Here is a 24,840-nt window from a genome sequence, read left to right as displayed (position 1 = left end):
AATTGCTTGGTAGAGTATCACCCGTGGACCTGACCTACTCCGAGGAGGACCAGGCCTTCCGCGCCGAGGTGCGGGGCTGGCTCGAGGAGCACCTGACCGGCGACTGGGCCGCGCTGCGCGGCCTCGGCGGTGCCGGTCGCGACCACGAGGCCCACGACGAGCGGCTCGCGTGGAACCGGCTGCTCGCGGAGCACGGCTGGACGTGCGTCGGCTGGCCGGAGGAGCACGGCGGCCGCGGGCTGAGCCTGGTCCAGCAGATGGTCTTCCACGAGGAGTACGCACGTGCGAATGCGCCGGTGCGGGTCAACCACCTCGGCGAGGAGCTGCTCGGGCCGACGCTGATGGCGTTCGGCACCGAGGAGCAGCAGCAGCGCTTCCTGCCCAAGATCGTGGCGGTCGAGGAGCTGTGGGCCCAGGGCTACTCCGAGCCGAACGCCGGCTCCGATCTGGCCAACGTGCAGACCAAGGCCCGGCTCGAGGGCTCCCCGGACGACGGGGAGTGGGTCGTCGACGGCCAGAAGGTGTGGACGTCGAACGCGCACCTCAGCCAGTGGGCGTTCGTCCTGTGCCGCACCGAGCCGGGCAGCCAGCGCCACCACGGGTTGTCGTTCCTGCTGGTGCCGCTCGACCAGGACGGCGTCGAGGTCCGACCCATCGAGCAGCTCACCGGCGGCTCGGAGTTCAACGAGGTGTTCTTCACCGGCGCGCGGACGCGGGCCGACCTGGTCGTGGGCGAGCCGGGGGAGGGCTGGCAGGTCGCGATGGCGCTGCTCGGCTTCGAGCGGGGTGTCTCGGTGCTCGCCCAGGTGGTGGGCTTCACCCGCGAGCTCGCGGGCGTCGTCGACCTCGCCAGGGACAACGGCGCGATCGACGACGCCCTGTTCCGCGACCGGCTCGCGGAGCTCCGGGTCGAGCTCGACGTGATGCGCTTCCAGGCGCTGCGCGGGCTCTCCACGGACGGCGGCGGCGGGGCGTCGATCTTCAAGCTGGTCTGGGCGAACTGGCACAAGCGGCTCGGGGAGGTCGCGATGGACGTCCTCGGCGCCGAGGGCTTGACCGCGGGTGCGCCGTACGAGCTGGACCGCTGGCAGCGACTCTTCCTGTTCTCGCGCTCCGACACCATCTACGGCGGCAGCGACGAGGTGCAGCGCAACATCCTCGCCGAGCGGGTGCTCGGGCTGCCCCGCGAACCCAAGGGAACCCCAGCCACCAGAGAGGCACGCGGATGACCGCTCCTACCTACGTTCCCGGCCACGACCTGCTCGCCGGCAAGGTGGTCGCCGTGACCGCGGGCGCCGGCGCGGGCATAGGCGCGTCCGTGGTACGGCGGGCGCTCGAGGAGGGCGCGAAGGCCGTGGTCTTCAGCGACACCCACGAGCGCCGGCTCGCGGAGGCGGAGGCGAGCCTGGCCGAGGAGTTCGGCACGGACCGGGTGCGGCAGCTGGTCTGCGACGTCACCGACGAGGTCCAGCTCTCCGCGTTCCTCGACGTCGCGGACGAGCTCGGCGGGCTCGACGTGATGGTCAACAACGCCGGCCTCGGCGGCACCGCCAGCATCCTGGAGATGACCGACGACCAGTGGTCGAAGGTCCTCGACATCACGCTCACCGGCACGTTCCGCTGCATCCGGGCCGCCGGGCAGCGGATGGTCGCCGCCGGCAAGCCGGGCGTGATCGTCAACAACGCCTCGGTGATCGGCTGGCGGGCCCAGGAGGGCCAGGCGCACTACGCCGCGGCGAAGGCCGGCGTGATGGCGCTGACCCGGTGTGCGGCGATGGACCTCGCGCCGCACGGGATCCGCGTCAACGCCGTGTCCCCGAGCCTGGCGATGCACCCCTTCCTCGCCAAGGTCACCTCCGACGAGCTGCTCGACGAGCTCAAGGCGCGCGAGGCGTTCGGCCGGGCGGCGGAGCCGTGGGAGGTCGCGAACGTGATGGTGTTCCTGGCGAGCGACTACTCGTCGTACCTCACCGGTGAGGTGGTCTCCGTGAGCAGCCAGCATGCCTGAGCCGGCGCCGGCCACGCGTCGGGAGGAGCTGCTCAGGATCGCGGCCGGACTCTTCGCGGAGAAGGGCTACAAGTTCACCACGGTCCGCGACATCGCCGACGCCGCCGGCATCCTGTCCGGGAGCCTGTACCACCACTTCGACTCCAAGGAGTCGATGGTCGACGAGATCCTCCGCACCTTCCAGGAGGAGCTCTTCGGGCAGTACGACGAGATCCTCGCCGGCGACCTGGACCCGCTCGCGAAGCTCGAGCAGGCGGTGCTGGTCTCGTTCGACGCGATCGACCAGCACCGCGACGAGGTGGCGATCTACCAGAACGACGCGGCCCACCTGCTGACCTTCGACCGGTTCGCCTACCTCGGCGAGCGGAACCGGCAGTCCCGGGAGGTCTGGCTGACGCTGCTGCAGAACGGCATCGACGCCGGCGTGCTGCGCGACGACCTCGACCTCGAGCTCACCTACCGCTTCATCCGCGACACCGTCTGGGTCGCGGTCTCCTGGTACCGACCGGGCGGCCGCCGCACCCACACCGAGATCGCGCGGCAGTACCTGTCCATCCTGCTCGAAGGGATCCACCGTGCCTAGCTCGACCAACGAGGCCTACATCGTCGACGCCGTCCGGACCCCGGTCGGCAAGCGCGGCGGCGCCCTCGCCGGCGTGCACTCCGCCGACCTCGCCGCCCACACGATCTCCGCACTGGTCCGCCGCACCGGGGTCGACCCGGGCGCCGTGGACGACGTGATCCTCGGCTGCTGCGACACCATCGGCTCGCAGGCCGGCGACGTCGCCCGCACGGCCTGGCTGGTCGCCGGCCTGCCCGACCACGTGCCCGGCGTGACGATCGACCGGCAGTGCGGGTCCTCGCAGCAGGCCGTGCACTTCGCCGCCCAGGGCGTCATGTCCGGCACCCAGGACCTCGTGGTCGCCGGCGGGGTCCAGAACATGAGCGCGATCCCGATCTCGGCGGCCATGCTGGTGGGGCAGCGGTACGGGTTCTCCACGCCGTTCGCCGAGTCGCCCGGCTGGCAGGAGCGGTACGGCGACCAGGAGGTCAGCCAGTTCCGCTCCGCCGAGATGATCGCGGAGAGGTGGGACATCTCCCGGCAGGAGATGGAGTCCTTCGCGCTCGCCTCGCACGACCGGGCGCGGGCCGCGATCGCCGAGGGCCGTTTCAAGGACGAGATCGCTCCTCTCGCCCTCCCCGACGGGCAGGTCTTCGACACCGACCAGTGCCCGCGCGAGACCTCGATGGAGAAGATGGCCGGCCTCGAGCCGCTCGCCCCTGGTGGCCGGATCACCGCGGCGGTCGCCTCGCAGATCTGCGACGCCTCCTCGGCGATGCTGATCGCATCCCGGGCCGCCGTGCGCGACCACGGCCTGACGCCGCGAGCCCGCATCCACCACCTGTCGGTGCGCGGCGACGACCCGGTCTGGATGCTCACCGGGCCGATCCGGGCGACCAGGCATGCGCTGGACCGGTCGGGGCTCACGATCGAGGACATCGACCTGTTCGAGTGCAACGAGGCGTTCGCCTCGGTCGTGATCGCCTGGATGCGCGAGACCGGAGCCCCGCACGACAAGGTCAACGTGAACGGCGGCGGCATCGCGCTCGGGCACCCGATCGGGGCCACCGGCACCCGCCTGATGACCACCCTGCTCAACGAGCTCGAGCGCACCGGCGGGCGCTACGGCCTCCAGACGATGTGCGAGGGCGGCGGCCAGGCCAACGTGACCATCCTGGAACGTCTCTGACCCCGTTCGGGCACGCCGGAACGTTCCGGGAAACCCTGCGACAGTTGCACGTCTTCGCACTGCACATTTCCGCACGACTTCGCTGTTGACGCGATGTTCGGGCGCGGGCGACAGTTCGCGAGGTTCGTGTCTCGGGCGGTACCACACCTGAACCCTCTGCGACGTCGAGCCATCTCATCGGGGGCTCCACCACGAGCCCGACCTCAAGGAGTGTCAGTGAAACGACTCGTCGCGGGGGGCTTCACCACAGCCCTCGTCTCGGCGTTGGCAGTCGTCTCGGTGCCCAGCGGCGCCGACGCATCAGCCACGACCGGATCCACCCAGAGTGCTCCAGCAGTGAAGTCCGTGCAGGCCCACGGCTCGGCGAAGAAGCAGGCCGCCGATACGGCGCGCAAGCTCGTCGCCTCGCCGCCGGCCGTCCTCAGGGCCACCTCGCACGACGCCTTCGTCGCGCGACCGGTGCAGTCCTCCCACGGCCTGCAGTACGTGCCGTACGACCGCACCTACCGCGGCCTGCCGGTCGTCGGCGGCGACTTCGTCGTCGTCACCGACTCCGCCGGCCGCCTGCTGGAGACCAGCGTCGCCCAGACCCGGGCGGTGCAGCTGTCCTCGACCACGCCGCACGTCGCGAAGGGCGCCGCGCGCCGGACCGCGCTGCGGCAGGTGACGCACGGCGGGTACGACGGTGCGACCCGCCTCGTCGTCCTGCAGCGCGGCAGCTCCGCGCTCGCGTGGGAGACGACCGTCGTCGGCTCGCGCGCGGGAGAGGCGTCCCGGCTGAGCGTGTACGTCGACGCGGTCTCCGGCCGCGTCCTGCACCGCGTCGAGCACGTCATGGAGGGCACCGGCAACGGCGCCTGGGAGGGCACCGTCAGCATCCCGACGTCCGGGTCCGGCTCGTCGTACTCGATGACCAACTCCAACGCCGCCACGATGAAGTGCCAGAACGCGTCCGGCAGCGTGACGTTCACCGGCACCGACGACAGCTGGGGCAACGGCGACCCGACCAACCGCGAGACCGGCTGCGTCGACGCCTTCTACAGCGCGGAGAAGGAGCGCCAGATGCTGTCGTCGTGGCTCGGCCGCAACGGCATGGACGGCTCCGGCGGCTGGGTGCCGATCCGGGTCGGCCTCAACGACGTGAACGCCTACTACGACGGCACCCAGGTCCAGGTCGGCCACACCCAGACCGGTGGCAAGTGGATCGGCTCCGTCGACGTGGTGGCCCACGAGTTCGGCCACGGCGTCGACGACCACACCCCGGGCGGCATCTCGGGGAACGGCACCCAGGAGTTCGTCGCCGACACCTTCGGCGCCGCGACCGAGTGGTACGCCAACAACCCGGCCGACGCCCCCGACTACACGGTCGGCGAGGAGGTCAACCTGGTCGGCAACGGCCCGATCCGCTACATGTACAACCCGTCCCTCGCGGGCGACGCCAACTGCTACTCGTCGTCCACGCCCACCAGCGAGGTCCACTCGGCCGCCGGCCCGGGCAACCACTGGTTCTACCTGCTCGCGGAGGGCACCAGCCCGACCGACGGCCAGCCGACCAGCCCGACCTGCAACAGCACGTCGGTCACCGGCGTGGGCATCCAGAAGGCCATCACCATCATGTACAACGCGATGCTGATGAAGACCTCGACGTCGTCGTACCTGAAGTACCGGACCTGGACGCTCACCGCGGCCAAGAACCTGTACCCCGGCTCGTGCACGGAGTTCAACGCCGTCAAGGCCGCCTGGAACGCCGTCAGCGTCCCCGCGCAGACCGGTGACCCGACCTGCTCCACCTCCGGCGGGAACACGGTGACCGTCACCAACCCGGGCAGCCAGACCGGCACCGTGGGCACGGCGAAGACCCTCCAGATCTCGGCGTCCGACTCGGCGTCGGGCCAGACCCTGACCTACTCGGCCACCGGTCTGCCGGCCGGCCTGTCGATCAACGCCTCGACCGGCCTGATCTCGGGCACCCCGACCACGGCAGGTACCTACTCGTCGACGGTCAGCGCGAAGGACACCACGAACGCCACCGGCTCGGCCACGTTCACGTGGACGATCTCCGGGACCGGCGGCGGCGGCTCCTGCACCGGCCAGAAGCTGCTCAACCCGGGCTTCGAGTCGGGGGCGGCCTCGTGGACCGCGACGTCCGGCGTGATCACGACCGACAGCGGCGAGCCGGCGCACGCCGGCAGCTACAAGGCGTGGCTGGACGGCTACGGGACCACCCACACCGACACGCTGAGCCAGTCGGTCACGATCCCGTCCGGGTGCAGCGCGACGCTGTCGTTCTACCTCCACATCGACTCCGCGGAGACGACGACCTCGACGGCGTACGACAAGCTCACCGTCAAGGCCGGGTCGACGACGCTGGCGACGTACTCCAACCTCAACAAGGCCTCGGGCTACGTCCTGAAGTCGCTCAACGTGTCGTCGCTGGCTGGCCAGACGGTTTCGATCAGCTTCTCCGGCGCGGAGGACAGCTCGCTGCAGACCAGCTTCGTCATCGACGACACAGCTCTGACGCTGGGCTGATGCTGGGCTGAACCACACGGGTCGGCGTGGGTCCTCGGGGGCCCACGCCGATCTGCGTCCTACCGCAGGACGAGCACCAGCCCGACGATGCCGGGGACGGTGCCGAGCAGCAGCCAGGGAGAGAGGAACCTCTTCTGGTGGATCGCGCGGAACACCGCGATCGACAGCACGCCGAACGCCGCGGCGATGACGTTGAGGCCGATCCGCGCGCTGGGCCGGTCCTCGTCGATGTAGACCGCCGCGATCACGATGCCGACCGAGAGGTGGATGATCGTGGTGAACGCCAGCGCCGAGAGCACCCACTTCTGGACCGGCTCGAGGTGCATCGGGCCCGAGTCGCCCGCCTTGCGGACCTCGCGCTGCGGGTTGGCGGGGTCCATCAGGTGCCGGCGGCGCTTCTGCTCCTTCTGCTCGGTCACGACCCCATTCTCTCAGGTGGCCGACGGCGGTCGACGGCGGGAGGGAAAACCCGGGTGCGCCGCGAGGGACGCGCGGTCATGCTCGGGTCATGGACATCCACGAGGTCGCGTGGTCGGACGAGGAGGGCGTACGCCGGTTCGCGGCCGTCAAGGAGGCCGTGCGCGCGGCCGACGCGCCCTGGGAGCACCCGGTCCTGGCCCGCCAGACGGCCGGCGTCCTGCGCTACGGCTGGGACGGGGAGCCGGCCGGGTCGTTCCTCGTGTCGGTGGACGGCGTCGACGTGGCGACGGGTGAGTACGAGACCACGTCGTACGACAACCAGCACCTCGCCTGGCTCGGCATCGACGTCCACCCCGCACACCGGCGCCGCGGGCACGGGAACGCGGTGCTCGCGTTCCTCCTGGACCGCGCGCGTGCGGAGGGCCGGACCTCCGTGGGCGGCAACACGTGGGACGCCGCGGGGCCTCGGGCGTTCGCGGCCCGGCACGGCTTCGCGATGAAGTCCGTCGAGGTGAACCGCCGCCAGCACCTGGCCAGGGTCGACCGCGTCGAGCTGGACCGGCTGCACGCGGACGCGCTCCGCCACGCGCGCGACTACGAGCTCCTGCGCCGGGTCGGCGCGACCCCGGCCGCCGAGCTGCCGGCGCTCGCCGACATGACGGCCGCGATCAACGACGCGCCGACCGACGACCTCGACATCGAGGACGAGGTGTTCCCGCCCGAGCGGGTCGCGGCGTACGAGGAAGCCCAGCTGAGCGTGGGAAAGACGCTGCTCCGGGTGTACGCGCGGCACCGGGTCACCGGTGAGCTCGCCGGCCAGACGGTCCTCGTCGTGGAGGGCGAGCGTCCCGAGGTCGCCCACCAGCACGACACGTCGGTGGTGCGGGCGCACCGTGGCCACCGGCTCGGTGTGCTCCTGAAGACAGAGATGCTGCACTGGCTCGCCGAGGAGCAACCGCAGGTCGAGACCGTCGACACCTGGAACGCGGAGTCGAACGACCACATGATCAGCGTCAACCAGGCGCTCGGCTACGAGATCATCGGCCGCGGCCTCGCGTGGCAGCGGCCCCTCTGACGGACCGGCCTACCAGGTCCGGTGGACCGGGCCGTGCCCGGTGCCCAGGAGCTGGCGGAGGAAGTCGATCTCTCGCCGGACCTCGTGGGGGAGCGTGAGACCCGCCGCGGTCAGGACGTCCTCGAGCCGTTCGAGCGACGCGAGCAGGACGACCTGGGCGGCGCGGATCTCCTGGGTGTTGCCGATCCCGCTGCGGGCGGCATCGACGTCGGACCGCGCCCGGCGGACGGCCGCATGCAGCTCGCGGAGCCGCGCGGGATCGACTCCGGATCCTGAGGACCCCGCCGATCCCACGCCGTTCTCACGTCCGCCGGTGCTCGTGCGTCAGACGCCGCGGACGTTCTCGGCCTGGGGGCCCTTGGGGCCCTGGGTGACGTCGAACTCGACGCGCTGGTTCTCCTGGAGCGACTTGAAGCCCTGGCCGGAGATGGCGGTGTGGTGGACGAAGACGTCGGGGCCGCCGGCGTCCTGGGCGATGAAGCCGAATCCCTTGTCGTCGTTGAACCACTTGACGGTGCCCTGAGCCATGATCTGTTTCCTTGGTGTCTAGCTGTGGGGAGCGAGGTGCCCCGCACACGAGCTGAAGACATCCACACTGCCCCTGATGTCCAGCGAGACCGAAGACCAAGTACCACGAAGATGTGCCGTCGCCTGCGGCGACGGGGGAGGCGAATCGCCTACCCTCCAACACGCTCAACCTAGCACGGGGCGGCCCTTCGACCCGCGTCGCCGGCGGTTAGGCTGCGGCTCGTCCGACGGTTCTGCAAGGGTTCTGGGACAGGGGTGCTGATGATCGGGCTGCCGGCTCACGGGTTCGTGCTGCTGTCCATGCCGAAGTGCGCCTCGACGTCACTGGTGCACTCGCTCCAGGCACGGGCGGAGCTGGTGCTGCGGGTCAACCCGCGGCTCAAGCACATGAACTGCCGCTCGTTCCACAACCTGATCGTCCCGGTGCTCAACAACGGTGGCTACCAGCGCGCCGACTACGAGCTGGTCTCGCTGTTCCGCGAACCCGTCACGTGGCTCGAGTCGTGGTGGCGCTACCGCCAGCGCCCGGCGCTGGCCCGGGAGGACGCCGCCAAGTTCACCGGCGAGATCTCGTTCGAGGAGTTCGTCGGGCGGTACGTCGACAACGACCCGCGGCCCGGCACGCTGCGCGGGCGGCCGGCGAAGTTCATCGCGATGAGCGACGGCCTCGACATCGGCGTGGACCGGCTCTTCGCGCTGGAGCAGCCGGAGGTGTGGAAGCGCTGGATCAACGAGAAGGTCGGCGGCGGGGTCGACATCCAGGTGGACAACCGGTCGAGGGTGCGCAGCGAGCCCGAGCTGAGCAGCACCCTCCGGGCGCGGCTCGACGACTTCTTCCGCCCCGAGCTGGAGATCTACGAGCGGCTCCGGGCCACGGGCGAGTGGGCGCCGCCGCGCGGCTACGTGCCCGGTGCGTCCAGCGCGTAGGAGGCGGCCCTCCGCAGCTCGTCCGCGGCTCGGGTGACGACCCGGTCGATCAGCTCCTCGCACGTCGGCAGGTCGTCGATGAGACCGACCACCTGGCCGCTGGCGAGGACTCCGGCGGACGTGTCCCCGTCGACGAGCCCGGCCTTGAGCATCATCGGCGTGTTCGCGGCCAGTGCGAGCTGGCCGAGAGTGCGGCCCTGCGCCTTCTTCATCGCGCGGCCGTCCCGGGCCAGGCCCAGCCACGACATCCCGCTGGTCCTCTTGAACTCCAGCGTCCGGCGCATCGTCGGGCCCATCCGCCTTACGGCGCTGGTCTCCTCGAGCTCGTCGACCAGCTCGGTGCGCAGCATCCGGTGCGGCATCCCGTCCACCTTGGCGGTCACGACCGTGTCGGTCAGCCCGCGCTCGAGGTAGACCTGCTTGACCGCGTCAGGCACGGCCGAGTCCTGGGTCAGCAGGAAGCGGGTGCCCATGCCGACCCCGGCGGCGCCGTACGACAGCGCGGCCGCGAGGCCGCGCCCGTCGAAGAAGCCGCCGGCCGCCACGACCGGGATGTCGACGGCATCGAGCACCGTGGGCAGCAGCAGCGTGGTCGGCACCGGGCCGGTGTGTCCGCCGCCCTCGCCGCCCTGCACCATCACCGCGTCCGCCCCCCACGAGGCGACCTTGACCGCGTGCTTCGCGGCCCCGATCGAGGGCATGACGACAATGCCGTGCTCCTTCAGCGTCGCGATCAGCTCGGGCTTCGGCGCGAGCGCGAACGACGCGACCCTCACGCCGTGCTCGATGAGCAGCCGGCACCGGTCCGGGGCGTCCGCTGCGTCGGCACGGAGGTTGACGCCGAACGGCTGGTCCGTGCGGGCCTTGACCTCGACGATCGCCTGCTCGAGCTCCTCGAAGGTCATGGTGGCGCTGGCGAGGATGCCGAGCCCGCCGGCGTTCGCGGTGCCGCTGACCAGGCGCGGGCCGGAGACCCAGCCCATGCCGGTCTGCACGACCGGGTGCCGGACCCCGACCAGGTCGGTGAACGGCGTGCGCAGCAGCTGCTCAATCAACGTCCGGCACCTCCTTGAAGCGCAGGCCCTTCGGGTCGAGCACCTCGCGGATCAGGATCAGCTCCTCCGTCGTCGGCGCGCGGGTGGTCGGCACGTCGGCCGGCACGTCCAGCTCGAACCCGGTCGCCGCGCGCACCTCGTCGACGGTGACGCCGGGGTGCACGCTGAGCAGACGGAGCGTGTCGCCGGCGCCCTGCACGTCGAACACCGCCAGGTTGCTGACCACCCGGTGGATGTCGTTGAAGCGCGCGGCCGCCGGTCCGGCCTCCTTCGCGAGCCTCGGGCCCACGCCGGAGACGATGTCGACGCGCTCGACGAAGACGCGGGGCGAGTGCCTGGACACCCAGTACGACGTGCGGTTGTTGACCGTGTTGCCCGGCGCGCCGCGCGAGCCGAGGAGCTGGCGCTTCGGCTGCTTCCAGTCACCGATCGCCGAGATGTTCTGGTTGCCGTGCCGGTCCACCTGGGTGGCGCCCATCATCACGTGCCGCTTGCCGTGGGCGACCACGTCGAAGACGCTGCGGAACGGGATCCAGCCTTCGACGACGTCGGCCCTGGCGAAGAGGGGCGGCACGCCGGCGAGGAACAGGGACTCGCCGTCGGAGATCACCAGGTCGGGGTTGCTGGTCAGCTTCGCCAGCCGCACGCCGAGCATCGGCAGCATCCCCATCGGGCTGGCGAAGATCTCGCCGTCGTCCTGGAACGCGTCCGCGATCGCCGCGGCGCAGACGTCGGCACGGGTGACGTCGCTCATGATTCCTCCCCGAACGCTCGGACGGCGGCCTGGTAGGCGGCCTCGTCCCCTTGCAGGAACCGGGTGCTGAAGGCCGCCCACTCCTCGTCCGAGCCGGACGCGGCGGCGGCGTACGCCCGCTGGAACCTCTCGTCGCGCTCGTAGTCCGGTGTGCAGGTCGTGAAGTGCGCGCCGTTCGGCGTCTCGACGACACCGCTGACCATCATCCGGCTGAGCAGCAGCCGCTGGACCGGTGTGTCGACGGTCAGGCCGGCGGTGTCGACCACCTGCTCCACCGAGAGATAGGCCCTGTCGGCGGCCATGCAGAACAGGTCGTCGAAGTACGGGTCCGGGCCGAGGTACGTCGCGTTGCCGTGCTGGTCGGCGCGGTTGAGGTGCACCAGCGCCGCGTCGAGGTGCAGCGCCGGTACGGCGACGAGCTCCTCGTGCTGGTCGTCGGGGCCGGCGTAGGGACTGGTGATCGTCCTGATCCACGGCTGGTTGACGAGCACGTCCGAGCCGAGGCCGGCGCGCATCGGCAGGAACGGCAGCCGCTGGGCGGCCGCGCGGAGGCCGGTCTGGAACATGCCCTCGTCGAGCTCGACCACCTCGGGGATGGTGCCCTCCTGGCGCGCCTTCTGGAAGTTCGGCTCGAGCGGCACCGAGTCGAGCGAGACGAAGGCGAAGACCAGCCTGCGGATCTTGCCGGCGCGGGCGAGCAGCCCGACGTCGGCGCCGCCCCAGCTGACGATCGTCAGGTCCTTCAGGTCGCTGCGCAGGATCGCCCGGACCAGCGCCATCGGCTTGCGTCGCGGCCCCCACCCGCCGATGCCGATGGTCATGCCGTCCGTCAGCTCACCGACGACCTCGTCGATCGTCATGCGCTTGTCGCGTGGCTCCTTCGTCACTGCGAGCCCCTCCTCTTGGCGGCCTTGTCCGTCCCCGCGAACTCGTCGCGGAGCTCGTCGCTGACACCGGCGAGGTTGAGCTCCATGGTGAAGCCCTGCTCGAACCGGTAGCTCTTGTTCACGTCGATCGGGTCGATGCCGTTGAGGCACTCCTTGGCGGCGCGGATCACCCGGGTGTCGTGCGTGGCGATCTCGCCGGCCACCGCCAGCGCGGCCTCGTCGAGGTCGGCCCGCGGGACGACCTCGAGGACCGAGCCGAACTGCACGAGGTCGGCCGCCCTGATCGTGCGAGCGGTGAAGTAGAGCGTGCGCATCATGTGCTGCGGCACCAGGCGCGCCATGTGCGTCGCGGCACCCAGCGCGCCCTGCTTGACCTCGGGTACGCCGAAGTACGCGTCGTCGCTCGCGACCACGCAGTCCGCGTTGCCGACCAGGCCGACGCCGCCCCCGAGGCAGAAGCCGTGGACTGCGGCGACGACCGGGACCGCGCACTCGTAGACCGCCTTGAAGGCCGCGAAGCAGCCCTTGTTGGCGCCGATCAGGGCGTCGAACCCCGGGGTGTCCTGCATCTCCTTGATGTCGACGCCCGCGTTGAACCCGCGGCCCTCGGCGCGCAGGACCACGACGTGCGTGCCGGCGTCGGCCCCGGCCTCGTCGAGCGCGGCGGCCACGTCGTACCAGCCCTGGACGGTGAGCGCGTTCACGGGAGGCGCGTCCATCGTCACCACCCGGATCCCGTCCGGGCGCAGTTCGGAAGTGATCGACACGTTGGCTCCTTACCAAGCAAGTGCTTGGTAGGCTATCAGCATGACGCTCGCCGTGGACCTCACCGGACGGGTTGCGCTCGTCACGGGCGGCACCCGCGGGATCGGCCTGGGCATCACCCGGGCCCTGCTGGCCGCGGACGCGACGGTGGTGACCTGCTCGCGCTCGGACACCGACCCGGTGCCGGGTACGTCGCACCGGGTGTGCGACGTGCGGGACGCCGACGCCGTCCACGAGCTGGTGGACTCGCTCGACCGGCTCGACATCCTGGTCAACAACGCCGGGGGAGCGCCCGCGTCGGACGCGGCGACCGCGTCGCCGCGCTTCCACGAGAAGATCGTGGGCCTCAACCTGCTCGCCCCGCTGCTCTGCGCACAGGCCGCCAACGCGGTGATGCAGCAGCAGGACTCCGGTGGCGCGATCGTGAACATCTCCTCGATCTCGGCGAGCCGGCCGGCCCCGACGATCGCCGCGTACGCCGCCGCCAAGGCCGGCCTCGACTCGCTCACCGCGTCGCTCGCGATGGAGTGGGCTCCGAAGGTGCGGGTCAACGCGATCGACGTGGGCCTGTGCCGGACCGAGCAGACCGGCGACCACTACGGCGACGACGGATCGGTCGCCGCGATCGAGCGGACCATCCCGCTCGGCCGGATGGCGCGGCCTGAGGAGGTCGGGAACCTGGCGGCGTTCCTGGCGAGCGACCTGGCGTCGTACGTCTCGGGGGCGACCGTGGCCTGTCACGGCGGGGGAGAGACGCCCGCCTTCCTGTTGGTGCAGAAGTGGCCGGAGACGAAGGGATTGTCATGAGCAAGCTTCTCGATGGTCGCGTCGCGATCGTCACCGGCGCCGGCCGCGGCATCGGGCGCGCGCACGCGCTCGAGCTCGCCCGGCACGGCGCGGCCGTGGTCGTGAACGACTACGGCGTCTCGATCTCGGGCGAGGGCACGGGTGAGACGCCCGCGGAGTCCGTCGTCTCGGAGATCGAGGCGCTCGGCGGCCGGGCGGTCGTGAACACCGCCGACGTCGCCGACTTCGAGCAGGCGGCCGCGATGGTCCGGCAGGCGATCGACACGTACGGCGGCCTCGACGTCCTCGTCAACAACGCCGGGTTCGTGCGCGACCGGATGCTGGTGAACACCTCCGAGGAGGAGTGGGACGCGGTCGTGCGGGTCCACCTCAAGGGCCACTTCGCCCCGCTGCGGCACGCCGGCGCCTACTGGCGCGCGGAGTCCAAGGAGGGACGCCAGCGCGCCGCCCGGGTCGTCAACACCTCCTCCGGCGCGGGTCTCCAGGGGTCGGTCGGCCAGGCGACGTACTCGGCAGCCAAGGCCGGCATCGCCGGACTCACCCTCGTGGCCGCCCAGGAGATGGGGCGGTACGGCGTGACCGTCAACGCCATCGCGCCGGTGGCGCGGACCCGGATGACCGAGGGCGCCTTCGACACCTCGGCGATGGCGCTGCCCGAGGACAACTCGCCGATCGTCGCGTGGCTGGCCTCCGAGGAGGCCGGCGACGTCACCGGCCGGGTGATCGAGATCGACGGCGGCACGATCACCGTGGAGACCGGCTGGGCGCACGGGCCGGCCCGCGACCTCGGCCGCCGGTGGGAGGCCGCCGAGGTCGGTCCCGCGCTGCGCGACCTCCTCGCCGCCGCCCCCGATCCGGAGCCGGTCTACGGGGCCTGACCGCCTCCCCGGCCGGTCGGGCGACGGCCGCGCTGGTGCGGGGCTCGGCCGACACCGTAGGGATCCGGACGCCGCCTGTCCGCATGTTGCGGATCACATCCGCTCGAGCACCGTCCCGGTCGCCATCGCGCCGCCTGCGCACATCGAGATCAGGGCCGTGGAGCCGTCCCTCCGCTCCAGCTCGTGGAGCGCCGTGGTGATCAGCCGGGTGCCGGTCGAGCCGACGGGGTGGCCGAGTGCGATCGCGCCGCCGTTCACGTTGACCCGGTCCAGGTCGACGCGGTGCTGACCGGCCCACGAGAGGACGACGGACGCGAACGCCTCATTGACCTCGAACAGGTCGAAGTCGCCGATGCCCATGCCGGTGCGGTCAAGCACCCTCTGGGTCGCCTCGATCGGGCCGTCGAGGTGGTAGTACGGGTCCGAGCCCACCAGGCAGTGAGTGACGATCCGGGCCCGGGGCTTCAGGCCGAGGGCGTGGGCCTTCTCCTCGTCCATGATCAGGACCGCGGACGCGCCGTCGCTGATCTGCGAGGAGGTGCCGGCGGTGTGGAGGCCGTCCGGCAGGACCGTCCGGAGGCCGGCCAGTCCCTCGAGGGTCGTGTCGCGCAGGCCCTGGTCGCTGTCGACGAGCCGGGTCTCGCCGGTCGGCGTGCCGTCCTCGCCGAGCACGGGCGCCTCGATCGCGGTGATCTCCCGCTTGAATCGGCCCTCGTCGACGGCGACGCGCGCCTTCTGCTGCGAGGCCAGGCCGAACGCCTCGAGGTCGGCGCGCGAGAGGCCGCGGTTGCGGGCGATCCGGTCCGCGGCCTCGAACTGGTTGGGCATGTCGATGGTCCAGTCGGCGGGCCGCGGGTCGCCGGTGCCGGGGGGCACGTTGGCGCCCAGCGGGATCCGGGACATCGCCTCGACGCCGGCGGCGATGCCGATGTCGATGCTGCCCGCGGCGATCATGTCGTTGACCAGGTGCGCGGCCTGTTGGCCGGAGCCGCACTGGGCGTCGACCATCGTCCCGGCGGTGTGCTGGGCGAGCCCGGCGTGCAGCCAGGCGCGGCGGACCATGCCGTTGGACTGCTCGCCGGCCTGGGTGACGCACCCGGCCACGACCTGGTCGACCTGGCCGGAGTCGAGACCGGCGCGCGCCAGGACCTCGGCCATCGCGTGCCCGATGAGAACGGCCGGGTGCACGCCGGCGAGGTGGCCGTTGCGCTTGCCGAGGGGAGTGCGGACGGCGTCGATGATCACGGGGGTGCCCATGAGACAAAACTAGAACACGTTCTCATCCCGGACAACCTTCCCTGACCTACCTTCGGTATGTAACCTGTGCCACTAGAACGTGTTCCAGATCGAGTAGGGAGCTCCCGTGACCGCATCCGACGTCCTTCCCGAGGGATTCGACTTCACCGACCCGGACCTGAACCAGCGGGCGATCCCGCACGACCAGTTCCGGATCGCCCGGCAGCACAGCCCGATCGTCTGGATCGAACAGGCGCCGGAGCAGACCAGCGGGTTCGCGCCGGAGTCGGGGAGCGGCTACTACGCGGTGACCCGCCACGAGGACGTGTCGGCGATCTCGAAGGACAGCAGGAACTGGTCGACGTACGAGAACGGCGCGATCATCCGCTTCCCGGGCGAGATGCTGCGCGAGCAGATCGAGCTCCAGCGCGTGATCCTGATCAACCAGGACCCGCCCGAGCACACGCAGACCCGGGCGATCATCTCCCGCGGCTTCACCCCGCGCTCGATCGCGGAGCTCGAGGACACCATGACGCAGCGCGCGGCGTCGATCGTGAAGGAGGCGGTCGGCCGCGGCACCGGCAACTTCGTCGAGGAGATCGCCGCCGAGCTCCCGCTGCAGGCGATCGCCGACCTGATCGGCGTACCGCAGGAGGACCGCCACAAGCTCTTCGAGTGGTCCAACCAGATGCTCGCCGGCGAGGACCCGGACTACGCGGGCAACAACGACGTCGCGGCAGCGGAGATCCTGGGCTACGCGATGATGCTGGCCGCCGACCGCCAGGCGAACCCGCGCGACGACCTGATCACCAAGCTCATCCAGGCGCACAAGGGCGAGCGCGGCCTGAGCGACGACGAGTTCGGCTACTTCGTGATCCTGCTGGCCGTCGCCGGCAACGAGACCACGCGCAACGCCATCTCGCACGGCATGAACGCCTTCCTCGACAACCCCGAGCAGTGGGAGATCTGGAAGCGGGACCGCCCGGCGACCATGGTCGACGAGGTCGTCCGGTGGGGTACGCCGGTCACGGTGTTCCAGCGCACGGCCCTCAACGACGTCGAGGTCGGCGGCCACGAGTTCAAGAAGGGCGAGCGGGCGGCGCTGTTCTACGCCAGCGCGAACTTCGACGACGAGGTCTTCGAGGACCCGTTCACCTTCAACATCCTGCGCGACCCCAACCCGCAGCTCGGGTTCGGTGGCCACGGCGCGCACTACTGCCTGGGCGCCAACCTGGCCCGGCAGGAGATCCGGGTGATCTTCGACGCGCTGGCCGACCACGCGCCGGACATCTCCAAGCTCGCCGACCCGGTGCGGCTGCGCCACTCCTGGATCAACGGCCTCAAGGACCTGCAGGTCAGGTACGCGTAGCGGACCGGTCGGTCAGCACGAGCGGGCCGTCCTCGGTGATGGCGACGGTGTGCTCCATGTGGGCACCCCGGGAGCCGTCCTTGCTGCGGAGCGTCCAGCCGTCGGCGTCGGTGTAGATCTCGTCGGTCGTGTGCAGGAACCACGGCTCGATCGCGATGACCAGGCCTGGTCGGAGCTTGAGGCCGCGGCCCGGCCGGCCGTCGTTCGGCACGTGCGGCTCGCCGTGCATGGTGCGGCCGACGCCGTGCCCGCCGAACTGCAGGTTCACGCCGAGCCCCGCCGACCGCGCGACCTCCCCGATCGCGGCGGAGATGTCGCCGAGCCGGTGGCCCGGGCGCGCCTGCGCGATCCCGGCGTCGAGCGCCCGCCCGGTGACCTCGATCAGGTCGAGGTCCTCCTGGCGCGGCGTGCCGACGACGACGCTGAGCGCGGAGTCGGCGACCCATCCGTCCACGCTCGCGGCGAAGTCGACGCTGACGAGGTCGCCGTCCCGGAGCACGTAGTCGTGGGGCAGCCCGTGCAGCACGGCGTCGTTGACCGACGTGCACAGCACCTTGCCGAACGGCGAGGCGCCGAACGACGGGTGGTAGTCGATGTAGCAGGACTCCGCGCGGCGCTCGCGGATCATCGCGTGCGCGAGCTCGTCGAGCTCGAGCAGGTTCACCCCGACGTCGGCCTTCTCGGCGAGGGCGCTGATGACGTCGGCGACGAAGCGTCCGGCCGGACGCATCTGCTCGATCTGGGCGGGGGTGCGGAGCTCGATCACCCGTCGACCCTACCGAGCCTCGTAGGGTCGACCTCGTGGACCTCGTTCTCGGCACCATGTACTTCGGCACCCGCACCGACGAGCCGACCTCGTTCGCCCTGCTCGACCGGTTCGTCGAGGCCGGCGGACGGATGCTCGACACGGCGAACTGCTACTCGTTCTGGTCCTCACCGACGGGTCACGGCGGCCAGAGCGAGGCCGTGCTCGGCCGCTGGCTGGCCGCGAACCCGGGTCTGCGCGACGAGCTGGTGGTCGCCACCAAGGTCGGCGTGGAGCCACGTGACGAGGGCGGCACCGAGGGCCTGTCCGCCGCGGTCATCGAGCGGGAGGCGGGCCGGAGCCTGGACCGCCTGGGCCTGGACGTCATCGACCTGTACTGGGCGCACGGCGAGGACCGGTCGACCGACCTCGAGGAGACGGTGTCGGCGTTCGGCTCGCTCGTAGCCTCGGGCGCGGTACGCCGGCTGGGCGTCTCCAACCACCCGACCTGGCGGGTCGAGCGGGCCCGGGCCATCGCGGCTGAGCTGCGTGTCGAGCCGTGGACGGCGCTGCAGCTGACCACGTCGTACGTCGAGCCGCGCCCGGGCGCGCAGGTGCCCGGCAAGGACCACCGGTTCGGGTTCGTGAGCGACGAGACCATCGACTACCTCGACGAGCACCCCGACCTGGATCTCTGGGTCTACAGCCCGTTGATCCAGGGCAGCTACGACCGCGCGGACCGGCCGTTCCCGGAGGCGTACGACCACCCCGGCACGACCGAGCGGCTCGCCGAGCTGCGCGCGGAGGCCGAGGCGCGGAGTGTGCCGCCGTCGCAGCTCGTGCTCGCCTGGCTGCTGGCCAGGGGGTGGCAGCCGATCGTCGGCGTCAGCACGGTCGAGCAGCTCGACTCCGCCCTCGCGTCGGTGGCCCTCGTTCCCGGACCTCAGCTGACGGCAGATCTGCTGCCAGCGGATTCGCTGGTGAGCGCCGGCCCGGCGGCAGAGGCTCGATGCATGACCCAGACACCTTCGCTCGCCGGCCTCACCGCGGCCGACCGCCTGCTGCACCAACGGATCATCGTGCTCGGCCAGCAGGTCGACGACGACATCGCCAACAAGCTCTGCGCCGAGCTGCTGCTGCTCTCCGCCGAGGACCCCAAGCGCGACATCGCGCTCTACATCAACTCGCCCGGGGGCTCGGTCAGCGCCGGGCTCGCGATCTACGACACCATGCGGCTCATCCCGAACGACGTCAGCACGCTCGCGATGGGGCTGGCGGCGAGCATGGGGCAGTTCCTGCTCTCGGGCGGCACGCCCGGCAAGCGCTACGCGCTGCCGCACTCGCGGATCCTGATGCACCAGGGCTCGGCCGGCATCGGCGGCACCGCGATCGACATCGAGATCCAGGCCGAGAACCTCGAGCACACCAAGAACGTGATGATCGGGCTCATCGCCGAGCACACCGGCCAGCCCGTGGAGCGGATCGAGCGGGACTCGTTGCGGGACCGGTGGTTCACCGCGGAGGAGGCGCTCGAGTACGGCTTCGTCGACCAGGTGCTCGCCGACGTCCGCGAGGTCACCCCCTCCCGGCAGGGTGCGGCGTTCGGGCTGGTCCGATGAGCGAGCGAAGCGAGCGAATCATTCAATGGAGCGCGCCCTGTGCCTCATGCGCGCACGGAGCGAAGCGAGTACGTGCATGAGCAGCTACACGATTCCGTCCGTCGTGGAGAAGACCCACCGTGGCGAGCGGGCGGTCGACATCTACAGCCGGCTGCTCACCGACCGGATCGTCTACATCGGCACCGAGATCGACGACGGCGTGGCGAACGTCGTCATCGCCCAGCTGCTGCACCTGGAGTCCGAGAGCCCCGAGACGCCGATCAACCTGTACTTGAACTCACCGGGCGGCTCGGTGACCGCGATGCTCGCGATCTACGACACCATGCAGTTCGTCCGCTCACCGATCGGGACGACGTGCGTCGGGCAGGCGGCCTCGTCGGCGGCCGTGCTGCTCGCCAGCGGTGCGCCGGGCAGCAGGATGGTCCTGCCGCACGCGCGGGTCGTGCTGCACCAGCCGTCAGGGGGCGGCCAGGGGACACTGCCGGACCTCGCGCTGCAGGCCAAGGAGATCGTGCGGGTGCGCGCCGAGATGGAGCGCATCCTGTCCGAGCACACCGGCCGCTCGGTCGAGCAGGTGCGCGAGGACACCGACCGCGACCTGATCCTGTCGGCGCAGGAGACCGTGGCGTACGGCCTCGTCGACGGGATCCTGCACAGCCGGAAGGCGCGGGTGGAATGAACCGACGAGGCTGAGAGGTTGCGTCGGCATGAGCGAACTCGTGGACCGGACCATCGCCGCCCTGCGCACCGAGCACGAGATCCTCGTGACGCTGCTCCCCAACCTCGCCGACGCGCAGCTGGCGGCACCCAGCGGCGCCGCGGACTGGACGGTCGCCCAGGTGCTCTCGCACCTGGGCAGCGGGGCCGAGCTCGCCCGCAAGCCGATCGCGAGGGCGGCCGGCGAGACCGTCGACGAGGAGGACAACCAGAGCGTCTGGGCGCGCTGGGACTCCTCCTCGCCGATCGACCAGGCCGCCGGGTACGTCGAGCACGCCTCTCGCTACCTCGAGACCGTCGCGGCCCTGACGCCCGAGCAGCGCGACTCCCTGACGATCGACCTCGGCTTCCTGCCGGAGCCGGTCCCGCTCGTCGTCGCGCTGGCCATGCGCCTCAACGAGGTCGCCAACCATGGCTGGGACGTGCGCGCCGGCCTGCACCCCGGCGCCGAGATCGGCGAGGAGTCGGCGGCGCTGCTCCTCGAGCTGTTCGCGGGCCCGCTGGCGTTCCTGCTCGGCTTCTCCGGCAAGGCCGACCAGGTCGAGGGCCCGGTCCGGCTCGCGGTCCCCGGCGGCGGCATCGTCGTCGACGACGGCGTCACGGTCGTGGCGTCGCTGCCGGACCCCACGGCGACGCTGCGCGGCCCGGAGGGTGCGGTGGTCCGCCTGCTCAGCGGCCGGCTCAAGGAGGGGTACGCCGACGGCGTGGAGGTCGAGGGCAACGTCTCGCTGGACGACCTGCGCCGGGTGTTTCCCGGGTACTGAGACCGCTACGCGGCCAGGCAGACCGGCCCGGAGATCCGGGTCAGCCGCCGGCTGACCCGGATGGTCAGGTCGACCAGCCGCAGGCCGAGCGCGCCGGCGACCGCGCCGAGCACCTCGGAGCTGGGCTCCTTGAGGCCGCGCTCGACCTCGGAGAGGTACTGCGTCGAGACGCCGGCCTCGCCGGCGACGTCGGAGAGCGTGCGGCCCGTCGTACGTCGCTCCTCGCGCAGCTCGTGCCCCACGGCCTCGCGCCAGAGTGGCTCGGGCTCGGTCTCGGGCGCGGGAGTGCGGTCGGGGGTCGGGAACGCGATCAGCTCACCCATGTCCCGACTGTAGGCCCGGGGCGGGCGCGGCGCGCCCCGGTTCGCCGACGGCGAACACTCCACGGCGAACAGCCGAGGCGGGCAACCCAGCCGGGCCCTCAGCCCCGGAGCCACTCGCCGAGGTCGGCCTCGCGGATCAGGTCCCGCGCCTCGTCGGCGCGGTCGTCGGGCACCAGGATGCGCATCTGGATGAACTGGAGCGAGCCGTCGATCACGCTCGCGTTCCGGTCCGCGACGTGCACCGGGATCTCCTCGCCGTTGAGGAGGGCCTCGACGACGGCGATCAGGGCCAGGTCGTTGGTGCGGATCAGCTCCGTCGTCATGCAAGGAGCCTAGGCGCGTTGTGTCTGTCCTCCGGCGCGAACCCGTCGTGGGAAACCCGACCGACACGCCGGGCCGCGTCGGCGTGTCGGGCGGGTTTCCCCGGTCAGCCGGAGAAACCCGCCCGCGTGTCGCTCAGTTCGAGGGCTTCTCCGCACCGACGACCCACATCGCGAAGAACTGCGAGCCCCCGCCGTACGCGTGGCCGAGCGCGCGCCGGGCGCCGTCGACCTGGTGCTCGCCCGCCGCGCCGCGCACCTGCAGGGCCGCCTCGCCGAAGCGCAGCATGCCGGAGGCGCCGATCGGGTTGGACGAGAGGACGCCGCCCGAGCAGTTCACCGGCAGTACGCCGTCCATGGCGGTCCCACCCGACTCGGTCAGCCGCCAGCCGCCGCCGTTCTCCTCGGCGAAGCCCAGCGACTCCAGCCACATCGGCTCGAACCACGAGAACGGCACGTAGATCTCGGCCGCGTCGATCTCCTCGAGCGGGTTGGTGATGCCGGCCTGCTTCCAGAGGGCCGCAGCCGCGTCCCGGGACGCCTGCGGGTTGACCTGGTCGCGCTCGGCCGCCGTGGTGGCCTCCGACCGCATCACGGTGCCGTGGATCCACGCGGGGTTGGGCGAGGCGGCCGCGACGTCCTCGGAGACGATCACGAGGGCGCAGGCGCCGTCGGACGACGGGCAGGTCTCGTCGTACCGGATCGGGTCCCAGAGCATCTGGGACGCGAGCACCGACTCCACGGTGGTGTCCGGGTTCTTCAGGTGGGCGTACGGATTGCGCAGCGCGTTCTGCCGGTCCTTGGCCGCGACGATCGCGCCCACGTGCGTGGGGGCGTTCGACCGCCGGATGTAGGACCGCACGTGCGGGGCGAAGTAGCCGCCGGCGCCGGCGTGCACCGGCATGTTGAACGGCAGCGGCACCGACAGCGCCCACATCGCGTTCGACTCCGACTGCTTCTCGTAGGCGACCGTCAGCACCTTGCGGTGCACGCCGGCCTGCACGAGCGACGAGGCCACGATCGCGGTGGAGCCGCCGACCGATCCGGCGGTGTGCACGCGCAGGAGCGGCTTCCCGGCGGCGCCGAGCGCCTCGGCGAGGAACAGCTCGGGCATCATCACGCCCTCGAACAGGTCGGGCGCCTTGCCGACGACGATGGCGTCGATCTCGTCGAGCGTCATCCCGGCGTCCTCGAGGGCGCGGTCGATCGCCTCGCGGCACAGACCCGCCATCGAGACGTCCTCGCGCTTGGCTCGGTGGTGGGTCTGGCCGACACCGACCACGGCGGCGGGTTGCTTCGTCATCAGTTGCTTGCCCCTTCGGTAGTCGAGCCCAGGACGCAGACCAGGTTCTGTTGCAGGGCCGGGCCGGACGTCGCGTGCGCGACGGCCTTGGACACCTCGCCGGACCAGATCCGCTGGGCCGCCTCCCCGATGCGGATGCCGCCGGCGGAGAACATCGGGTTGCTGGTGAGCGCGCCTCCCGAGGGGTTGATGCGGACGTCGTCGGCGAGCCCGAGCTCGCGCCGCAGGATGAGCTCCTGGTGGCTGAACGGAGCGTGCAGCTCGGCGAGCTCGACGCCGTCCAGGTCGACGGCGGCTGCCGCCCGGGCCGTGGACGGCGAGCGGGTCAGGTCGCGGGTGCCCATGCTCATCGGGTCGATGTAGTGGGAGACGCCGCCGATCCAGGCCGGCCGGTCGCGCACCTCGCGGGCCCGGTCGCCGGCGGCGAGCACGATGGCGGCGGCGCCGTCGGTGACGGGGGAGCAGTCGTGCTTGCGCAGGGGGTCGGCGTACATCGGCCGCGCCAGGAGCTCCTCCACCGACGACCCGCCCTTGCGGACGGAGTACTCGTTCTTCTCCGCGTCGGTGAGCGAGCGGTTGGCCACCTCGGCCATCGCCCGCTCGTCCCAGAGACCCGCGTCGAGGCCGGCCCGCGCCTGCAGGCCGGCGAGCGACACGGTGTCGGGCCACAGCGGGGTCATCGTGTACGGCTCCAGCTGGAGGGCGAGGGTACGGCGGAGCACGCCCGCCGAGGCCTTGCCGAACGCGTAGACGAGCGCGGTGTCGACCTCGCCGGTCTGGATCTTCAGCCAGGCCTCGTACATCGCCCACGCGAGGTCCATCTCCACGTGCGACTCGTTGACCGGCGGGATCACGCCGATCGCGTCGACCGCCGACACGAACGAGAACGACCGTCCGGCCAGGTAGTCCGAGGAGCCCGAGCACCAGAAGCCCACGTCCCGCCGGGTCCAGCCCGTCTGCTCGTAGCACTCGGCGAACAGCGGGACGAGCAGCTCCACGCACGTGGGCGACCCGTCGAACTCCTCCATCTGTCGCTGGGCGAACCCGACGACTGCAACGTCTCTCATCTCGCGCCCCTCAGAGGTGGTGCCGGTAGGTGTCGTAGTCGGCGTCGGGATCGCCGGTGGGCTCGAAGTGGTCGATGTTCTCGAGCGAGTACGTCCACTCCTCCTCGGGCTTCCAGACCGCCTTGACCCGCATGCCCATCCGCACCTCGTCGGCCGGGACGCCGAGGATCAGGTGCAGGATCGCGATGTCGGCGCCGTCGAGCAGGACGTACGCCGAGACGTACGGCGGGGTGATCTTCTGGCCGAGGAACGGCACGTTGACGATGCAGAACGTCGTGATCGTGCCGGTCTGCGAGACCTCGACCTCCTCGGCCGTGGGCGTGCCGTCCGCCGGACAGGCGCTGCGCGGCGGCACGTAGACCTTGCGGCACGTGGGGCAGCGCTGGCCGACGATGCGGCCCTCGTTCAGCCCGCGGTAGAACGCCGACTCCTCGGGGCTAGCGGCGTACTGGTAGTCGAGCGAGACGGGCGTGATGACACCGGTGACCGGGTTCTCGCCCAGCCTGCCCTCGGGCGCGTCGACGGCGGTCGGTCCGTTGCCGGTGGCGGGTTCGAGGCCCGCGATGTCGGTGATCGCGCCGACCCGCTCGTCGGCCCAGCGCACCTGCACCCGCATCCCCGTGGAGACCTGGTCGGGGGAGGACACGTCCAGTGCGTGGAGGAAGGGCGCGTCGGCGCCGTCCAGGGTCACCAGCACGAAGGCGAAGGGGCGGTCGAACGGCTGCCCCGCCACCGGCTCCGGCACCCAGGTCCACGAGGTGACGGTGCCGGTGGGGGCGACCTCGACGAAGTCGTCGATCGCGGCGTGCGTGACCGGGTCGAACTCCGGTGGCGGCACGACGACCTTGCCCTCGGAGGTGCGGCCGCCGACCAGCTTCGCGTCGCGGAGCCCGGTGAGGAAGCGCCCGAGGACCGGTCCGGTGGAGCGGGTGTAGTCGAACGCTACGGTGACCGGTGCTGACAGTGTTCGTGTCATGGTCCGAAAGTAGA

Annotated in this window: 27 protein-coding genes and 1 pseudogene; 14 read left to right on the top strand and 14 right to left on the bottom strand. The window is 71.3% G+C overall.

All coding sequences use genetic code 11. The features are described 5' to 3' along the window. Positions 1-23: 23 nt before the first annotated feature. From ACVW2K_RS16395 to ACVW2K_RS16375, 5 genes are all read left to right on the top strand, one after another. Positions 24-1,229 carry an acyl-CoA dehydrogenase family protein gene (locus ACVW2K_RS16395; protein ID WP_457203231.1) on the top strand — a complete coding sequence of 402 codons (1,206 nt, stop codon included), beginning with the start codon at positions 24-26 and terminating at the stop codon, positions 1,227-1,229. Further along, the gene (locus ACVW2K_RS16390) at positions 1,226-2,008 is read left to right on the top strand and encodes an SDR family oxidoreductase (RefSeq protein WP_028638174.1); all 783 of its coding nucleotides are present in this window, start codon (positions 1,226-1,228) and stop codon (positions 2,006-2,008) included. The genes ACVW2K_RS16395 and ACVW2K_RS16390 overlap by 4 nt, the downstream gene beginning before the upstream one ends. Further along, positions 2,001-2,591: a TetR/AcrR family transcriptional regulator gene (locus tag ACVW2K_RS16385; protein ID WP_028638175.1), complete on the top strand. Its 591-nt coding sequence runs from the start codon at positions 2,001-2,003 to the stop codon at positions 2,589-2,591. The genes ACVW2K_RS16390 and ACVW2K_RS16385 overlap by 8 nt, the downstream gene beginning before the upstream one ends. After that, positions 2,584-3,759 (top strand): acetyl-CoA C-acetyltransferase, encoded by a 1,176-nt coding sequence (locus tag ACVW2K_RS16380; protein ID WP_457203230.1) that lies wholly within the window; start codon positions 2,584-2,586, stop codon positions 3,757-3,759. Before ACVW2K_RS16385 ends, ACVW2K_RS16380 begins: the two co-directional genes overlap by 8 nt. A gap of 336 nt (positions 3,760-4,095) precedes the next feature. After that, positions 4,096-6,291 carry a M4 family metallopeptidase gene (locus ACVW2K_RS16375; RefSeq protein WP_457203229.1) on the top strand — a complete coding sequence of 732 codons (2,196 nt, stop codon included), beginning with the start codon at positions 4,096-4,098 and terminating at the stop codon, positions 6,289-6,291. Between the two features lie 59 nt (positions 6,292-6,350). Here ACVW2K_RS16375 and ACVW2K_RS16370 read toward each other — a convergent pair whose 3' ends face one another. Beyond that, entirely contained in the window at positions 6,351-6,710 is a 360-nt protein-coding gene (locus ACVW2K_RS16370) for a hypothetical protein (protein ID WP_028638178.1), read from the bottom strand. Positions 6,711-6,799: 89 nt separating this feature from the next. Here ACVW2K_RS16370 and ACVW2K_RS16365 point away from each other — a divergent pair, with 89 nt between their 5' ends. Then, on the top strand, positions 6,800-7,786 hold the full coding sequence (locus tag ACVW2K_RS16365) for a GNAT family N-acetyltransferase (RefSeq protein ID WP_457203228.1): 987 nt from the start codon (positions 6,800-6,802) through the stop codon (positions 7,784-7,786). Positions 7,787-7,795: 9 nt separating this feature from the next. On the opposite strand, the gene ACVW2K_RS16360 is transcribed toward ACVW2K_RS16365, so the two are convergent. Continuing rightward, complete coding sequence (locus ACVW2K_RS16360; protein ID WP_028638179.1) at positions 7,796-8,080, bottom strand: hypothetical protein; 285 nt, start codon at positions 8,078-8,080, stop codon at positions 7,796-7,798. Positions 8,081-8,110: 30 nt separating this feature from the next. Then, positions 8,111-8,314, bottom strand: coding sequence for a cold-shock protein (locus tag ACVW2K_RS16355; RefSeq protein ID WP_028638180.1), 204 nt, complete (start codon positions 8,312-8,314; stop codon positions 8,111-8,113). Between the two features lie 261 nt (positions 8,315-8,575). On the opposite strand from ACVW2K_RS16355, the gene ACVW2K_RS16350 reads away from it, so the two are divergent. Continuing rightward, entirely contained in the window at positions 8,576-9,241 is a 666-nt protein-coding gene (locus ACVW2K_RS16350; RefSeq protein WP_457203227.1) for a hypothetical protein, read from the top strand. On the opposite strand, the gene ACVW2K_RS16345 is transcribed toward ACVW2K_RS16350, so the two are convergent. From ACVW2K_RS16345 to ACVW2K_RS16330, 4 genes are read right to left on the bottom strand one after another with little or no spacing between them, the layout of a single operon-like run. Then, positions 9,214-10,296 carry an NAD(P)H-dependent flavin oxidoreductase gene (locus ACVW2K_RS16345; protein WP_457203226.1) on the bottom strand — a complete coding sequence of 361 codons (1,083 nt, stop codon included), beginning with the start codon at positions 10,294-10,296 and terminating at the stop codon, positions 9,214-9,216. The two genes, ACVW2K_RS16350 and ACVW2K_RS16345, sit on opposite strands and share 28 nt — an antisense overlap. Continuing rightward, the gene (locus ACVW2K_RS16340) at positions 10,289-11,050 is read right to left on the bottom strand and encodes a CoA-transferase subunit beta (RefSeq protein WP_457203225.1); all 762 of its coding nucleotides are present in this window, start codon (positions 11,048-11,050) and stop codon (positions 10,289-10,291) included. The genes ACVW2K_RS16345 and ACVW2K_RS16340 overlap by 8 nt, the downstream gene beginning before the upstream one ends. Beyond that, positions 11,047-11,937 (bottom strand): CoA transferase subunit A, encoded by an 891-nt coding sequence (locus ACVW2K_RS16335; protein ID WP_457203224.1) that lies wholly within the window; start codon positions 11,935-11,937, stop codon positions 11,047-11,049. Before ACVW2K_RS16335 ends, ACVW2K_RS16340 begins: the two co-directional genes overlap by 4 nt. Next, positions 11,934-12,704 carry an enoyl-CoA hydratase family protein gene (locus ACVW2K_RS16330; RefSeq protein ID WP_457203223.1) on the bottom strand — a complete coding sequence of 257 codons (771 nt, stop codon included), beginning with the start codon at positions 12,702-12,704 and terminating at the stop codon, positions 11,934-11,936. The genes ACVW2K_RS16335 and ACVW2K_RS16330 overlap by 4 nt, the downstream gene beginning before the upstream one ends. Before the next feature lie 40 nt (positions 12,705-12,744). Between ACVW2K_RS16330 and ACVW2K_RS16325 the strand changes: the two genes are divergently transcribed. Beyond that, positions 12,745-13,509, top strand: coding sequence for an SDR family oxidoreductase (locus tag ACVW2K_RS16325; RefSeq protein WP_457203222.1), 765 nt, complete (start codon positions 12,745-12,747; stop codon positions 13,507-13,509). Further along, a complete protein-coding gene (locus ACVW2K_RS16320) occupies positions 13,506-14,387 on the top strand; it encodes an SDR family oxidoreductase (protein ID WP_457203221.1) in 882 nt (293 codons plus the stop codon). The genes ACVW2K_RS16325 and ACVW2K_RS16320 overlap by 4 nt, the downstream gene beginning before the upstream one ends. A 93-nt stretch (positions 14,388-14,480) precedes the next feature. Here the strand turns inward: ACVW2K_RS16320 and ACVW2K_RS16315 are convergent, their stop codons facing one another. Next, positions 14,481-15,644, bottom strand: coding sequence for a steroid 3-ketoacyl-CoA thiolase (locus tag ACVW2K_RS16315; protein ID WP_457203220.1), 1,164 nt, complete (start codon positions 15,642-15,644; stop codon positions 14,481-14,483). 106 nt (positions 15,645-15,750) lie between these two features. Between ACVW2K_RS16315 and ACVW2K_RS16310 the strand changes: the two genes are divergently transcribed. Next, the gene (locus ACVW2K_RS16310; RefSeq protein WP_457203219.1) at positions 15,751-16,992 is read left to right on the top strand and encodes a cytochrome P450; all 1,242 of its coding nucleotides are present in this window, start codon (positions 15,751-15,753) and stop codon (positions 16,990-16,992) included. Here ACVW2K_RS16310 and map read toward each other — a convergent pair. Further along, positions 16,979-17,758: a type I methionyl aminopeptidase gene (gene map, locus ACVW2K_RS16305; RefSeq protein ID WP_457203218.1), complete on the bottom strand. Its 780-nt coding sequence runs from the start codon at positions 17,756-17,758 to the stop codon at positions 16,979-16,981. The two genes, ACVW2K_RS16310 and map, sit on opposite strands and share 14 nt — an antisense overlap. Before the next feature lie 56 nt (positions 17,759-17,814). Here map and ACVW2K_RS16300 point away from each other — a divergent pair. The 4 genes and pseudogenes from ACVW2K_RS16300 to ACVW2K_RS16285 all read left to right on the top strand — a co-directional run. Then, a pseudogene (locus ACVW2K_RS16300) lies at positions 17,815-18,606 on the top strand (aldo/keto reductase); the annotation flags it as partial. 144 nt (positions 18,607-18,750) lie between these two features. Beyond that, positions 18,751-19,356: a ClpP family protease gene (locus tag ACVW2K_RS16295; protein ID WP_028638191.1), complete on the top strand. Its 606-nt coding sequence runs from the start codon at positions 18,751-18,753 to the stop codon at positions 19,354-19,356. Positions 19,357-19,432: 76 nt separating this feature from the next. After that, positions 19,433-20,035, top strand: a complete 603-nt coding sequence (locus ACVW2K_RS16290) for a ClpP family protease (RefSeq protein ID WP_457203217.1) — start codon at positions 19,433-19,435, stop codon at positions 20,033-20,035. Positions 20,036-20,063: 28 nt separating this feature from the next. Next, positions 20,064-20,837 carry a maleylpyruvate isomerase family mycothiol-dependent enzyme gene (locus ACVW2K_RS16285; protein WP_028638193.1) on the top strand — a complete coding sequence of 258 codons (774 nt, stop codon included), beginning with the start codon at positions 20,064-20,066 and terminating at the stop codon, positions 20,835-20,837. Between the two features lie 5 nt (positions 20,838-20,842). On the opposite strand, the gene ACVW2K_RS16280 is transcribed toward ACVW2K_RS16285, so the two are convergent. The 5 genes from ACVW2K_RS16280 to ACVW2K_RS16260 form a co-directional block, all read right to left on the bottom strand. Next, on the bottom strand, positions 20,843-21,160 hold the full coding sequence (locus tag ACVW2K_RS16280) for a helix-turn-helix domain-containing protein (RefSeq protein ID WP_028638194.1): 318 nt from the start codon (positions 21,158-21,160) through the stop codon (positions 20,843-20,845). A gap of 98 nt (positions 21,161-21,258) precedes the next feature. Continuing rightward, complete coding sequence (locus tag ACVW2K_RS16275; RefSeq protein WP_457203216.1) at positions 21,259-21,483, bottom strand: putative signal transducing protein; 225 nt, start codon at positions 21,481-21,483, stop codon at positions 21,259-21,261. 133 nt (positions 21,484-21,616) lie between these two features. Next, positions 21,617-22,783, bottom strand: a complete 1,167-nt coding sequence (locus ACVW2K_RS16270; protein WP_457203215.1) for a thiolase domain-containing protein — start codon at positions 22,781-22,783, stop codon at positions 21,617-21,619. Continuing rightward, positions 22,783-23,850, bottom strand: coding sequence for a thiolase domain-containing protein (locus tag ACVW2K_RS16265; RefSeq protein WP_457203214.1), 1,068 nt, complete (start codon positions 23,848-23,850; stop codon positions 22,783-22,785). The genes ACVW2K_RS16270 and ACVW2K_RS16265 overlap by 1 nt, the downstream gene beginning before the upstream one ends. Positions 23,851-23,860: 10 nt before the next feature. Then, on the bottom strand, positions 23,861-24,826 hold the full coding sequence (locus ACVW2K_RS16260; RefSeq protein ID WP_028638198.1) for a Zn-ribbon domain-containing OB-fold protein: 966 nt from the start codon (positions 24,824-24,826) through the stop codon (positions 23,861-23,863). Positions 24,827-24,840 lie beyond the last annotated feature (14 nt).

The organism is Nocardioides sp. HB32, assembly GCF_054058995.1.
The sequence above is the reverse complement of the archived record's forward strand: the minus strand, read 5'-3'. Positions and strand labels throughout refer to the sequence as shown.